We start from the raw sequence: 13557 nt of genomic DNA on the forward strand, positions 1-13557 counted from the left end.
CCGTCGCACGTCGCCTGGTCGGAGTCGCGGCCGCCGAGGAAGCTGCCGGACGTGCAGGCGTAGGCGATCGCGGTCACCCCCGCCGAGGCGAGCTCGGCGACGGCGCGGTCGAGGTGGTCGTGCATCGCGAGCAGGCTCGCGACCTTTTCCTCCTCGGAGGAGACCTCCGCGACGGCGACACGGCTGGAGAACACCGCCACGCCCTGCGGGAGGTACGCCGCGAACTCGGGTTCGACGGTGGTGTTGGTGGAGGGCACCACGATGCCCACGCGGGCTCTGCGTCCGTACATCAGCTGCCTCCGGGAACGAGCGGGACGCGGTACCCGTCACTGATCTCGGCGAGCAGGTCGACGGTCTCGTAGACGACGTCGAGCACTTCTCCCGTGCGCGGGTCGCGGAGGCTGCCGGCCCAGTCCCTGCCGTAGCGGATGGTGTTGTCGACGCTCGTGTACGTGCCGCAGTAGACGAGGTACGACGACGGCAGCTCGCCGACGCGTTCGGTCAGGATCTCGACGATCCGGTCGGGTGACAGGAACACCGACGCGTTGACGCGCTGGTACAGCTCACCGTCCACAGTGCACTCCAGGACCAGGTCCTCCCAGTGCGGCGCGATGTCGTTCCAACGCCAGACCTTGCGGCCCAGCACGCTCGGGCAGTACTGCTTGGCCCAGATGATGCTGTGCTTCTCCAGCACGCGGTCGGTGTGGTCCGACCCGACGCCGAGGTGGACCTCCCCCTCGTGGACGACGAGCACCAGCTCGACCTCGCCGGACGTCGTGGCGCTGTGCACGCCGATCCGGTCGTCGGTCGTCACGGAGGTCACCGACATCGGGTAGATCCGGGGAGCGGGGACGTCGAACGCGATCCGCACGCCGACGTCGGCCACCTCCCGCTGGTGCGCGACGGCCGCGTCCGGGTCGACCGTGGCGGAGCCCAGGTTGTAGAGGCGGTGCGGGGTCGTGACGAGCGTCTGCGGTTCCCCGCCCGTCCTCAGGACTTCGAGCGTGAAGGTGGTCACCCGCTGATCCTCGATTCGCAGTAGTGCCAAGGGAGAGGGCCGTCCCGCGGGGCGCGCGGGACGGCCTGGTCGTCAGCTCTCGTCGAAGACGCGGTGCAGCACCTGCGTGGCTTCCTCGATGGCCGGCATGCCGGCGGGCAGCCCGGCGAGAGCGATCGCCTCCAGCACCTCGCGGCGGCTCGCACCGTTCGCGAGGGCCCTGCGGGCGAAGTGGATGATGCCGTCCGGGTCGCCCTTGGTGGCCGTGGCGACGCCCACCAGCACGAGGTAGCGGGTCTTGAGCTCCAGCGCCCTGGGCTCGTCCGCGAACAGCAGCTCGGACGCGAGGGCGTCGTAGCGGCTCAGGATCCCGGGGTCGACCTCGTCGAGCAGCTCGTGCACCGGCAGCACGTACCCGCGCTTGGCCCGCACCCGCGCGAGCGCCTCGGAGTCGGTGTTCTCGGTGGTGGTCATTCTCAGATCTCCCTTCCGGCGAGCTCGCCTTCCCAGATGGCGTTGAAGACCCGGCGCGGCGACACGCTGTCGCCGATCGCGCGCACGGGCACAACTCCTTGCAGCGCGTGGAACAGGGCGTCCTCCGCCTTGTTGCCGGTGCTGAGCACCACCGCGTCCACGTCCTCGAACGCGGTGGACTCGCCGGTCCACACGTCGGCGAGCGTCACGGTGTCCTCGTCCACGGACACGAGCTCGTGGTCGGTGACGAACTTGACGCCCTTGTTGCGGATGCGCCGGTAGGTGGCCTGGAGGTCGCGGCTGGCCTCCAGGTCCGGGGCGACCTGCGGCAGCCGGGTCACGATGGTGACCTTGTGGCGCAGGTCGGCGAGGTGCTCGGCCACCACGACGGCCTGGCGTGCGCCCGTGTCGTCGAAGACGAACACCGTCGGGCCCAGCTCGGCCTTGCCCGCCATCACCTCGTTGATCGAGTAGACGTTCCACTGGTCGGCACCCGGCACGATCGTGCCGTCGCCCCACGACGACGGGCGCAGCGAGCTCCAGCCGTGCTTGAGCGGGGTGGAGCCGGTGGCGACCACGACCTCGTCGAACCCTGCGAGGTCGTCCGCCTCGGCCCGGTGCGAGAGCTTGACCTCCACCTGCGTCTCGCCGATCTGCGAGATCAGCCAGTCGGTGATGCCCTGCCACTCGGCGTAGGTCTCCGACCTCGCCATCAGCGCGACCTGGCCGCCCAGTTCGGAGTGCTGCTCGAACAGCGTGACGGAGTGACCCCGTTGCGCGGCGGTGAGTGCGGCGCGCAGACCGGCGGGGCCACCACCGACCACGGCGACGCGCTTGCTGTCCTTCGCCTGCTTCAGCGTGCCGACGCCGAGCTCCGACTCCCGTGCCACCGCAGGGTTGTGGATGCACGCCAGCGGCGAGTTGACGATCGAGGCGAGGCACCAGTTCGACCCGACGCACGGCCGGATCGTCGTGGCCTGGTTGCGCATGGCCTTGTTCGGCCACTCCGGGTCCGCGATCAGCGTGCGGGTCATGCCGACCATGTCGGCGTCCCCGCGCTCCAGCAGCGCCTCGGCGAGCTCCGGGGTGTTGATCCGGCCGACCGCCACCACCGGGATGTCCGGCAGCGCCGCCTTGATGCGGGCGGTGTCCTGGAGCTGGAACCCGGCCGGCTGGGGCGTCGCGCCGTAGATGTTCATGCGCTCGACGTAGGTGCCCGCGGTGACCGAGACGTAGTCGACGAGTCCGGTGTCCGTGATGGCCTTCGCGATCTCGGTCCAGTCCGCGTTGGTCAGTCCACCGGGGACGTCGCCGTCCGTGCCGTTGATGCGGACGCCGACGATCCGGTCCGGGCCGACCTCGTCGCGGGTCCTGCGGATGATGTCGAGGATCAGCCGCAGCCGGTTCTCGAAGCTGCCGCCGTACTGGTCGTCGCGGTGGTTGGTCGCCGGCGAGAGGAACTGGCCGAGCAGGTAGCCGTGCGCCAGGCCGTGCACCTCGACGCCGTCGAGGCCGCCTTCGGCCGCGTACCGCGCCGCGAGCACGTAACCGTCGACCAGCTCGTCGATCTCGGACTGCGTGAGCACGTGCGGCATCTCGCGGTAGACCGTGCAGGGCACCGAGGACGGCGCCCACACCGGCAGGCGGTTGACCGTGCCGCTGGTCTCCCGGCCGCGGTGCCAGGGCTGGGCCAGCAACAGGCACCCGTGCTCGTGCACCGCGGCGGCGAGCTTGCGGTAGTTGTCGACGACCGCGCGGTCGAACGCGAAGATCTTGCCCTTGTACGGCTGCGTGGTGGGGTGGACCGCCATCGCCTCCATGGTGATGACGCCGACTCCGCCGCGAGCGCGCTCCGCGTAGTAGTGCACGTGCGCGTCGCTGAAGTTGTGGTCCTTCACCAACTGGGTGCTGTGGGCGGTCATCCAGACGCGGTTCTTGGCCGTCTTCGGGCCGATCCGCATCGGACTGAACAGGTTCGGGTAGTCGCTCATTCCTCAGCCCTGCTTGAGAGTGTGGACGAACATTTCGCCGTTGGGCGCGTGCTGGTAGTTGGCCAGGCCCTTGCGCACGGCGTGCACGAAGTCGCGGTCGACCAGGTAGATGAAGCCGGGGTGGTTCGCCTGGATCTCGGCGGCCTTCTTCACGAGGGCGTCGCGCTCGGGACCGGGCTTGGTCGTGCCGACCTGCGCGGTGACCGCGTCGAGGTCGTTGTCGACGTAGCCGAAGGTGTTGAGCTTGCTCTTCGACGAGTTGTAGAGGAACAGCGAGTAGTACGGGTCGGCCACGGCCGGCGGCTCGAGGTAGAGCAACGCCTGGAAGTTGCCGTCGTGGAAGACCGTGTTGATCTCGGTCGCGCTGGCCAGGGTCTGGATCTTGACCTCGATGCCGACCTGGCGCAGCTGGCTCTGCAGCAGGATCGCGATCTGCTCGGCCTCGGCGCCGGGACGCGCGGGGCTGATGTGCAGCGTGATCGACAACGGGCCGACGCCGGCGCCGGACAGCAGCTTCTTCGCCTCGTCGACGTTGTGGTCGTACTTCGCGGCGTTGCCGAGGTCAAGGCCGTAGGCGGCGCTCACGGTCGCGGCGGCCGGCTTGTTGAAGCCGCGGTAGACGGCGTCGACGATGGTCTTGCGGTCGATGGCGAGGGAGATCGCCCTGCGGACCTCGTTCTTGCCGAGCACCGGGTCGGCGGCGTTGAGCACCAGCGGGATGCGGTCCGCGGAGACGCACGTCTGCACGTCGATGGCGGGGTTGCCGCGCAGCTGCGCGTACTGCTCGTACTGCAGGCCCGTGGCGTAGGAGGCGTTGCCGGTGGACAGCAGCTGCGCGCGGCTGGCCGGGTCGGCGACACCGACGAACACCAGCTTCTCGACGTCGCCGCGGGTGCCGGAGTAGTTGGGGTTCTTGGTGAGCGTCAGGCGGTCACCGGAGACGAAGTCGCTCGCGCCGTGCGTCCACGGTCCGAAGGTGGAGGCGTTGCGGGAGACGTACGCCTTGCCCCACGGGTCCTCCGCGGTGACGTTCTTCTTGATCTCGGTGCTGTCCAGGATCCGGAACTGCGCCCACGTCAGGATCGCGATGTCCATCGCGGACGGCTTGTCCATCTGGATCTCGAAGTTGCGGTCGTCCACGACCTTGATCGGGTCGGCCGCCCAGTCCGCGACGTCCTGCATGAGCGTGTTCGGCGTGCCGACCTTGAGCTGGATGAGCCTGTCGATCGTCCACTTGACGTCGGCCGAGGTCAGCGTGTTGCCCGCGGCGCTGCGGGCCTCCTTCAGCTTGACCTTGACGACCTTGCCGTCGGCGCTGCGCTCGTAGGACTCGGCGAGCTCGCCCTGGATCTGGTCGACCTTCGCGAGGGCCTTGCACCCCTGCTCCGGCAGGCCCTCCGTGCCCCAGCGGAACAGCGAGCTGCCGAGCTCGAAGCCGATGTTGCGCGACGGGTCGCCCTGGTAGTCGGCGGGGTCGAGGCTCGTGGGAAGACCCGTGATCGCGTAGGTGAACGTGGTGCCCGCCTTGGGCTTCTCCTGTGCCGCGCCACCGCCGCCGCACGCCGCCAGCGCGAGCGCTGCCACGACCACCAGTGCCGCCGGACGCACCACACCGGACTGGACGGTGCCTGCTCCAGAGGATCGGTCAAGCGATCTCCGAGTCATCAAACCTCACCTTGTTCCGCTCAACGGGAAGGGGCTAAGCTCCTGTCCCACTCTCAAGAACACGGTGACGCGCTGTCAAGGCTTCCTCGAAAACTAAGTGAAACAGCAACAACCGTCCACAGGCGAGACCAACATCAATTCCGTTGACTCAGAACGATTCCGGAGGGTCGCTGGATGACTACGCGTTCTCGTCTGCACGAGACGGTCCACAGCGGACGTCTCACCCTACGTAACCGGCTCGTCATGCCAGCGCACACGACCAACTTCGCGGTCGACGGCGCGTTCTCCGCACGGCACCTGGCCTACCACCGGGCACGGGCCGCCGGCGGGGTCGGGCTGATCATCACCGAGGGGATGCGCGTGCACCCCACGAGCCTCGGCCGCACCAACACCGTGTCCGCCTTCGACGACGCCGTGATCCCGTCGCTGAGCGTGCTGGCCGGGACGGTGCACGCCGAGGGCGCCAAGCTCGCCGCGCAGCTCCTGCACGTCGGCAGGCAGTCGGGCGGGCACAACATGCTGACCCCGGCGTGGGCCGCCTCCCCCGTCCCGTGGTCGTCGACCGCCGCCGTGCCGCACCAGATGAGCACGGACGAGATCGCGGAGCTGGTCGCCGCGTTCGGCGCGGCCGCCCGCCGGGTGGCGGCGGCCGGAGTGGACGCCGTCGAGGTCCACCTGGGACACGGCCACCTGCTCCAGCAGTTCCTGTCCCCCGCCACGAACCAGCGCGACGACCGCTACGGCGGCAGCCTGGCGAACCGGCTGCGCCTCACCCACGAGGTGCTCGACTCGGTCGCGGCGGCCCTGCCCGGCGAGATGCCGGTGATCCTGCGGATCAGCGCCGACGAGTTCGTCGAGGGCGGGCTCGGGGTCGAGGAGATGCTCACCGCCGTCGACCTCGTGGTCCGCGACCACGAGATCGACGTGCTGCACGTGAGCCACTCGGCCTACGTGGGGAGCGCGAGCATCTCCACGCAGATGGCGGACATGAGCTATCCGCCGCTGCCCTTCCGGCACCTGCCCCGCGCGTTCAAGCGGGAGTTCCCGCAGCTCGCCGTGCTCGCCGTCGGCCGCGTCGACACCCTCGCGAACGCCGAGGACCTCGTCGCGTCGGGCGACGCCGACCTCGTCGCGCTGGCCCGGCCGCACATCGCGAACCCGAACCTCGCCCTCACGCCGGTGTCCGGCGCGGCACCGGCGCGGGAGTGCATCGCCTGCAACCAGGGGTGCGCGGGCAGGCTGGAGGCGGGCCTGCCGATCAGCTGCGTGGTCAACCCCGAGGCCGGCCTGGAACGGGAGTGGGACGCGCTGCGCACCGCCGCCCGGCGCGGTGACCACGGCCGGGTCCTCGTCGTCGGCGGCGGACCGGCGGGGCTCGAGGCCGCGATCGCCGCGGCCTCCGCGGGACACCGCACGTGCCTCGTCGAGGCGGAGGACGAGCTCGGCGGCGCCCTCCGGCTGGCCGCCGCGCTGCCGATGCGGGCCGGGTTCCGCCAGTTCGTCACCGAGGCGGAGGCACTCGCCCGTCACCTCGGGGTCGACGTGCAGCTGGGTGTCCGGGCCGACGAGCAGCTCCTCGCGGACGGCTGGGACCAGGTCGTCCTGGCCACCGGCGCGGTGGAGGTGCCGGACACCCGGTTCCCCGCGCTGCCGCTCCACACCGCCGTCACCGACCCCGGCAGCACCGGCGGCCACGTCGTCCTGCTCGACGAGGACGGCACCACCACCGCACTCGCGCTGGCCGACCTGCTGCTGACCCGCGGCTGCCGGGTCACGCTCCTGACCGACCGCGCCGCCCTGGCGTGGCGCGTGCCCGTCTACTCGCGTCCCGGTCTGCTGCGGCGGTTGTCCGGCCGCGGCTTCAGCGCCGTCCTGTTCCGCACGGCGCTGCGCCTCGACGACGGCGTGCTGACTTACGCGGACCCGCTGTCGGGCGAGAACGGCGAGCTGGAGAATGTCTCGTCCGTGATCACCATCCGCCAGAGGTCCGCCGCCGCGCCACCCCGTCCGCCCGACCGCCTCCGCGCGGTCGTGGTGGGCGACGCCTACGCACCGCGAACGGCCCTGGAAGCGGCTTTCGAGGGCAGGCTCGCCGGCCTCTCGGCAGCGGACACCCCCGACGTCCGCGCCGCGGCAGCACCGCTGCGCGGCCGACTCTGACCAGAACCGGAAGGACGACCATGCAGGCGGTCGAACGGGTCTCAGCGGTGCTGCTGAGCTTCACCGAGTCAAGCCGCGACCTCGGCGTCACCGAGATCGCGGAGGCGGTCAACCTTCCCAAGAGCGCGGTGCACCGCATCCTGGAGGCGCTGACCAGGTCCGGGCTGCTCGCGAAGGACCCCGAGCGGAGCAGGTACAGCCTCGGCCCGCGGATGATGGAGCTGAGCCTCGCCTCCCTGGGGTCCATGGACATCAGGACGCTGTCGCAGCCGGTCATGGAGGACGTCCGCGACGCCGTCGGCGAGACCGTCACGCTGAGCTTCGTCGTGGGCAGGGAACGCATGTACGTCGCCCAGGTCGAGAGCAAGCAGGACGTCCGGATGACCGTCGAGGTCGGCAGGCGCGCCCCCCTGTACGCCGGGGCGTCGGGCAGGGCGATCCTGATGACGTTCTCCCCCGCCGACCTCGACGCCTACCTGGCGGGCGTCGACCTCGTGCCGCTGACCGAGCGGACGATCCGGGACAGGACGACGCTCCGCGCGATGCTGGACGTCGACCAGCGCCGCGGCTACTCGGTGAGCCGCGGGGAACGCGACCCCTACGCCGCCGCCGTCGCCGCGCCGATCGTGGCCAGGGGCAACCGCGCCATCGGGTGCTTCAGCGTGTGCGGACCGCACGAACGGCTCAAGGACGCGGTGGCCGAGACCTTGGGGCCGGTCATCACCGAGGCGGCGGCGAAGATGTCGTCCCTGCTCCGCGGCACCAAGGACTGACCGGGTTCGTCAACTGGAGGTGCGCAATGCCGGACAAGTCCGCGCTGCCGGGAAGAAGCTATCTCTACGTGCCCGGTCATCGGGACGGCCGCCACGTGCGGGCGGTGACCAGCGGCGCGGACGACGTGATCGTCGACCTGGAGGACGCGGTCCCCGCCGACGCCAAGGAGCAGGCGCGCTCGGCCTGCGCCCGGCTGCTCGCCGCACCCCCGCCGGACCGGACCGCCCGGCTGTGGGCACGGGTGAACTCGCACCCCGCGCACCTGGCCGCCGACCTGGCCGCGGTCGTGTCGCCCGCCCTCACCGGCGTCTGGGTGCCCAAGGCCGAACCCGCGCTGCTGGCCGAGGTGGACGAGCGGCTCACCGAGCTGGAACGCGACGCCGGCGTGCCGACGGGATCGACCGCGGTCATCGCGCTGGTGGAGACCGCCGCCGGCGTGCTGCGAGCGGAACAGCTGTGCCAGGCACCGCGGGTGCTGCGGCTCGGCATCGGCGAGGCGGACCTCGCGGGCGAGCTGCGGCTGCGTCCCGACGACGAGTCGAACCAGCTGCACGGCGTGCGGCTGGCGGTCGTGCTCGCCAGCGCTGCCGCCGGTCTCGCACCGCCCGTCGGTCCGGTGGAGATCTCGGTGCACGACGAGGACCGCCTCCGCGCCACCACGTCCGTGTTGCTGCGCCAGGGTTTCCGGGCGCGGACCGCGTTGCACCCGGACCAGGTCCCGGTGATCAACGCCGTGTTCACCCCGACGGCGCAGGAGGTCGAGGAGGCGACCGCGCTGCTCGCCGTCCTCGACGAGGCGCGGCGGCGCGGCCAGGCGACGGCCGTCGACCCGTCCGGGCGTCTCGTCGACCCGGCGGTGGTGCGCGGGGCGCGGGAGGTCCTCGACCGGGCGCGCTGATCCGGGCTCAGGCGGGCTCGCCCAGCTCCGACCTCATCAGCCTGCGCGCGTCGTGGATGCGCGACTTCACCGTGCTCACCGGAACGCCCAGCACCTCGGCGATCTCGGCGTAGCCGAGGTGGCAGACGTCGCGGTGCACCAGCGCCTCGGCCAGCAGCGGCTGGCGCAGGTGCAGTCGTTCCAGCGCGCCCAGCAGGTCGAGGCGCGAGCCGGCGACCACGCTGGTGCGCCGGGGATCGGCGAGGTCTCCCGGCAGGTCCGGCGCCGCGGTCTCGTCCCGCCGCACCTGCCGGAACCGCTGCCGGGCCACGTTGACCACCACGCCGTAGCTCCAGCCGCGGAACGTGTCACCGGCGTCCTTGTGCACCACCGTCTCGGCGATGCGCAGCAACGCCTCCTGCGCGGCGTCCTCCACGTCCTCCGGCCGGTCGAGGAACCGCCCGCACGTCCGCAGCACCACCGGGCGCATCCGCGCCAGCAGCGCGTTCATCGCGGCCGGGTCGCCCCGGCCGGCCGCCGCGGCGAGCTCGTCGAGGTCCACGTCGGACGGGAGCACGTCCTCCTCCAGGTCAGAAGATGTCGGACGCCGCGAACTGCGTGACGTCGAGGCGGCCGTGGTCGCACACGGTCAGTTGCAGGGGCAGGTCGAGGTGGTCGACGTCGCCCGGCGGGCTGACGCGCAGGCCGGCGGCCGGGGGCTGGCACGGTCCGGTCACGGGTTCGTCCCCGGTCGGCACGGAGGTGTACGAGATCCTCGCGTAGGCCCGGCCTCCCGGCGGGAGCACCGCGGTGTCCATTGTGGACCAGACCGTGTTGTGCTGCACCGCGCTCATCGTCGCGCCGGTGCCGTCGAGCAACGCGTAGGTGCCGAACCCGAGCACCGAGCACGGCGACGGGCCGGAGTTGGTGAGCACGACCAGGAAGCCGTGGTGTCCCGCGGCGTCGAACCGCGCACGCGGGAACTCCAGCCGCCCGCTCAGGTCCCGCGTCCGGCACGGGAGGACGGAGGCGACCGGCGGCGGTGAGGAGGACGGCGACGGGACGGCTCCGGACGTGGGCCGCACCGGCGACGAGCTCGGCGTGGCCGAGGACGACGACGGCGGCACGGCGGACGAACTGGTCGGCCGCGATACCGGTGGAGGTGCCCAGGACAGCGGGGAGGGGTCACCGGCCAGCACGGCGGAGGGCTTCGCCGCGGGCGCCGCGAGCACCGCCAGAACGACGATCGCGACCACTCCCGCCAGTGCGGAAACCGTCCACAGGCGCATTCCGGACACGCGCATTTCCCCGTCCTCGCGATTGTCGGCGGCGCCCCGCAGTTCGACCGTACCAGCCCATTTCCGGGCGCACCGGAATGGCGGCCCGCGGCAGAGGCGGGAACACGCCGCGCGCGTTGTGCTGCAATGCTGGTGACATGAGCACCGCCCGGCCGTCCGTGCACGACCGCTTCCACTTGGACGGTCTGCTCGGCGTCGGCGGGTTCGCGTCGGTGTGGTCGGCCCGCGACACCGTGCTCGGCACCGAGGTCGCGGTCAAGGTGCTCGCCGACAACTGGACCGCCGTCCCCGAGATCCGCGAGCGGTTCCTCGACGAGGTCCGGATGCTGCGCCGGGTCTCGTCGCCGCACGTCGTGCGTGTCCACGACCTGGCGATCTCGGCCGACGGCCGCCCGTACTTCGCCATGGAGCTGGCCGACCGCGGCACCCTGGAGGAGCGCGCTGCCGGCACCCCGATGGAGCTCGCCGCCGCCCTGGACGTGGTGCGGCAGGTCACGGCCGGTGTCGCGGCACTGCACCGGACCGGGGTCGTGCACCGCGACCTCAAGCCGTCGAACGTGCTGCTGCGCTGGGACGCCGAGGAGCGGCGCGAGGTCGCGGTGGTCGCCGACCTGGGCCTGGGGAAGTCGCTGGCCGACGCGTCGGGCTTCACCGTCGCGGTGGGGTCGTCCGGCTACGCGGCGCCCGAGCAGCGCCGGTTCGGCGCCGTCGTCGACCGCAGGTGCGACGTCTACGCCCTCGGCGCGCTCGCCTACCGGCTGCTGACCGGCGCGAACCCTCCCGACCAGGCCCCCGCCCCGCGCGGTCTGCGTTCCCTGCCCGCCGGCCTGGGGGCGGTGGTCGGCCGTGCGATGGCACCCGTCCCCGCGGACCGCTGGCCGAGCGCGGAGGCGTTCGCGGCGGCCGTCGAACGGGCGGTGGCGGGCCACGGGCGTTCGCACTGGTCACGGGTAGCGCTGGTGCTCCTGCCGGCAGCTCTCGTGCTGGCCGTGGCCGCCGCCGACGGCACGGCCGGTGCCGCCGAGAAGACGATCACGTCCGCGGACGGCGCGTTGAGCGTGACCGTGCCCGCGTCGTGGAGCCGTCAGGTGAGGCTCGGGAGCTGGGGGCCTGCCGGGGCGGAGCGGCGGCCCGCGATCGAGGCCGCACCGGATCTCGGCCGCTTCCACGACCTCAGCGTGAACGCGCCGGGGGTGTTCGTCGGCCGTCTCGGCCCGCGGCAGGCCGAGGAGTGGCAACAGCAGGCCCCTCCCGCGGGCTGCGGCGAGCCCGAGCTGACCCGCTTCGCCTCCGCGAGCTGGTCAGGACCGGTGCGGCACTGGCGGCGGTGTCCCGGTCCCGGCCTCGACGAGGCGCTGCTGACCGGAACGGGTCCGGACGCTCCTGTCCTTTTCGTACAAATTCGCGGCGCCTATCCGGATGTTCAGCGGTTGTTGAACGGTGTGCGCGCCAATTGAGATGACGCGCACCGGTTTCCAGCCGCTTTCACGGGCGGAAGTTGGTGCGTTGTGACGAGTTTCAAGAAAGGTGTACGGGCAATGGCGCGCGGGGCATCTTCAGCCTGAAAGCGTTCACCGGGATCGAGCTCCGGCACGGTCCCGTGGCCGCCCTGGCGTTCCCGCTGGGAACAGGCAAGGAGCTCACTCATGCAGACCACCCGCACCACCGCGGTGGCCGCCGCCGTCGCAGCGGCCGCCCTGCTCGGCGGCTGCGCGGGGCAGAACGGCGGTACCGCCTCGCCCGCCCCCTCGTCGTCGATCGTCGCGCCGCCGTCCTCGTCGACCGCCACCGCACCGGCCCCGGCGGACACCCAGGCCGCCCAGCAGACACCGACCGGCGGACCCGCGGCGTGCAGGTCGGCCGATCTCGGCCTCGGCCTCACCGCGGAGGAGGGCGGCGGCGGCATGAACAAGATGCGGTACGTGCTCACGTTCACGAACAAGGGCTCCGCCGGCTGCACCCTGTTCGGGTTCCCCGGCGTCTCCTTCGTGACCGGCGACAGCGGCACGCAGGTCGGCGCCCCCGCGACCAAGGAGAGCGGGTCGCCGGCGTCGGTGACGATCCCGGCCGGCGGCAGCGCGTCGAGCCACCTGACGATCACCAACGCGGGCGTCTACGACCCGGCCGAGTGCGCGCCGACCGACGTCCGGGGCCTGCGGGTCTACCCGCCCGGCGAGACCGCGGCCCTGTTCCTGCCGAAGGAGCAGCAGGCCTGCTCGTCCGCCGACAAGTCGCTGCTGTCGGTCGGTCCCGTCCAGTCCTGACCCGGTCCTGACGCGGAGGTGCCCCACCGTCCTCATCGGACGGCGGGGCACCGCGCCGTCAGACGGCCCGCGCGATGGCGATGTTGCCCGCCAGCCGGTCGCCCGCCTCGTAGATCATGTACTCGCGGCCCTGGTAGGTGCCGAACGACGGCGCGGCCGCCCTGCCGTTGTCCGGCGACCCGGACACGGAGTCGTGGAAGACGCCCAGGTGCCTGCGCAGGGAGAAGTCCTTGCCGACCTCGGTGATCAGGATGTTGCCGCCGCTGCCGATGTCGGTGTTGTAGACGACGTACACGCTGTTGTTGCGGAACAACAGGTGCGGTCCGCCGACGTTGACCGCGCCGACGTCGCTGTGCCGGATCAGCGGGGTCTGCGAGAACGTCCAGTCGCGGGCGTTCGCCGACCAGCCCCAGCCGATGTCGCGGTGGTTCGTGCGGTTGTTGAGCATGAACACCATCACGTACCGGGCGCCGCGCGAGGTGAGGTCGTGCCGGAACACCCTGGCGTAGGAGGTCTCCGTCGTGCCCTCCGGCTGGAGCCGCGTGGACAGGACCTCCTTCTCGTAGGTGAAGTTGACGCCGTCGGCGGAGCTGGCCAGGCGGGTCACCGTGTTCTCGCCGTGGAAGTACAGGTACATGCGCTTGACGTCGTCGTTCCACATCGCGTGCGGCGACGACACGTGCGAGACGCTGTACTCGCCGGGCCAGCTCCTCGTGATGATCGGGTTTCCCGGGTACTCGGTGAACTCCTCGTCGAGGGTGTTCGCGTAGGCGAGGCAGATGCCGCCGGGGGCGTCGTGCGGCGCGTAGTAGAGGTAGTAGGCGGCCCGTGCGCCCGCGATGCGGTCCTTGGTGCCGCGGATGGTCGGGAAGATCAGCTCGTTGGTGGGGTTGTAGCGGAGCTTGCTCTTGACCAGGGCGAGCCTGCTGTAGCGGTAGTCCGGGAACCCGGCCGGTGCCGCGGCGGCGGGGACGGCCGTGCCCGCGGTGCCCGCCAGCAGTGCGGCGCTGCCGAGCAGCAGCCGGCGACGGTTCAGTGTCATGGAACGCTCCTCAAC

The 13557-nt window shown here is 71.6% G+C and carries 12 protein-coding genes and 1 pseudogene; 5 read left to right on the forward strand and 8 right to left on the reverse strand.

Annotation, left to right across the window (positions count from 1 at the left end; genetic code table 11):
• The 5 genes and pseudogenes from VF330_RS11635 to VF330_RS11655 all read right to left on the reverse strand — a co-directional run.
• A pseudogene (locus tag VF330_RS11635) lies at positions 1 to 290 on the reverse strand (hypothetical protein); the annotation flags it as partial.
• Entirely contained in the window at positions 290 to 1018 is a 729-nt protein-coding gene (locus VF330_RS11640; protein ID WP_330851555.1) for a DUF2848 family protein, read from the reverse strand. The pseudogene VF330_RS11635 and the gene VF330_RS11640, both read right to left, overlap by 1 nt.
• Positions 1019 to 1090: 72 nt before the next feature.
• Entirely contained in the window at positions 1091 to 1471 is a 381-nt protein-coding gene (locus VF330_RS11645) for a carboxymuconolactone decarboxylase family protein (RefSeq protein ID WP_330851557.1), read from the reverse strand.
• A gap of 2 nt (positions 1472 to 1473) precedes the next feature.
• Positions 1474 to 3462, reverse strand: coding sequence for an FAD-dependent oxidoreductase (locus VF330_RS11650; RefSeq protein ID WP_330851558.1), 1989 nt, complete (start codon positions 3460 to 3462; stop codon positions 1474 to 1476).
• A 3-nt stretch (positions 3463 to 3465) separates the two neighbouring features.
• Positions 3466 to 5127, reverse strand: coding sequence for an ABC transporter substrate-binding protein (locus tag VF330_RS11655; protein WP_330851559.1), 1662 nt, complete (start codon positions 5125 to 5127; stop codon positions 3466 to 3468).
• Positions 5128 to 5301: 174 nt separating this feature from the next.
• On the opposite strand from VF330_RS11655, the gene VF330_RS11660 reads away from it, so the two are divergent.
• The 3 genes from VF330_RS11660 to VF330_RS11670 are packed head-to-tail and all read left to right on the forward strand — an operon-like array spanning position 5302 to position 8959.
• A complete protein-coding gene (locus tag VF330_RS11660) occupies positions 5302 to 7287 on the forward strand; it encodes an FAD-dependent oxidoreductase (protein ID WP_330851560.1) in 1986 nt (661 codons plus the stop codon).
• A gap of 20 nt (positions 7288 to 7307) precedes the next feature.
• A complete protein-coding gene (locus VF330_RS11665) occupies positions 7308 to 8060 on the forward strand; it encodes an IclR family transcriptional regulator (protein WP_330851561.1) in 753 nt (250 codons plus the stop codon).
• Between the two features lie 26 nt (positions 8061 to 8086).
• Positions 8087 to 8959 (forward strand): CoA ester lyase, encoded by an 873-nt coding sequence (locus VF330_RS11670; RefSeq protein ID WP_330851562.1) that lies wholly within the window; start codon positions 8087 to 8089, stop codon positions 8957 to 8959.
• A gap of 7 nt (positions 8960 to 8966) precedes the next feature.
• Here VF330_RS11670 and VF330_RS11675 read toward each other — a convergent pair whose 3' ends face one another.
• Together VF330_RS11675 and VF330_RS11680 are read right to left on the reverse strand one after the other, a co-directional pair.
• The gene (locus VF330_RS11675; RefSeq protein ID WP_330851563.1) at positions 8967 to 9515 is read right to left on the reverse strand and encodes an RNA polymerase sigma factor; all 549 of its coding nucleotides are present in this window, start codon (positions 9513 to 9515) and stop codon (positions 8967 to 8969) included.
• A 13-nt stretch (positions 9516 to 9528) separates the two neighbouring features.
• Complete coding sequence (locus tag VF330_RS11680) at positions 9529 to 10242, reverse strand: DUF4232 domain-containing protein (protein ID WP_330851564.1); 714 nt, start codon at positions 10240 to 10242, stop codon at positions 9529 to 9531.
• 131 nt (positions 10243 to 10373) lie between these two features.
• Here VF330_RS11680 and VF330_RS11685 point away from each other — a divergent pair, with 131 nt between their 5' ends.
• Both VF330_RS11685 and VF330_RS11690 read left to right on the forward strand, forming a co-directional pair.
• Positions 10374 to 11693, forward strand: a complete 1320-nt coding sequence (locus tag VF330_RS11685; RefSeq protein ID WP_330851565.1) for a serine/threonine-protein kinase — start codon at positions 10374 to 10376, stop codon at positions 11691 to 11693.
• 189 nt (positions 11694 to 11882) lie between these two features.
• Positions 11883 to 12500: a DUF4232 domain-containing protein gene (locus VF330_RS11690; RefSeq protein WP_330851566.1), complete on the forward strand. Its 618-nt coding sequence runs from the start codon at positions 11883 to 11885 to the stop codon at positions 12498 to 12500.
• A 58-nt stretch (positions 12501 to 12558) separates the two neighbouring features.
• On the opposite strand, the gene VF330_RS11695 is transcribed toward VF330_RS11690, so the two are convergent.
• Entirely contained in the window at positions 12559 to 13542 is a 984-nt protein-coding gene (locus VF330_RS11695) for a hypothetical protein (protein WP_330851567.1), read from the reverse strand.
• Positions 13543 to 13557: the final 15 nt, after the last annotated feature.

The organism is Lentzea sp. (assembly GCF_036380075.1).
Classification (GTDB): Bacteria; Actinomycetota; Actinomycetes; order Mycobacteriales; family Pseudonocardiaceae; genus Lentzea.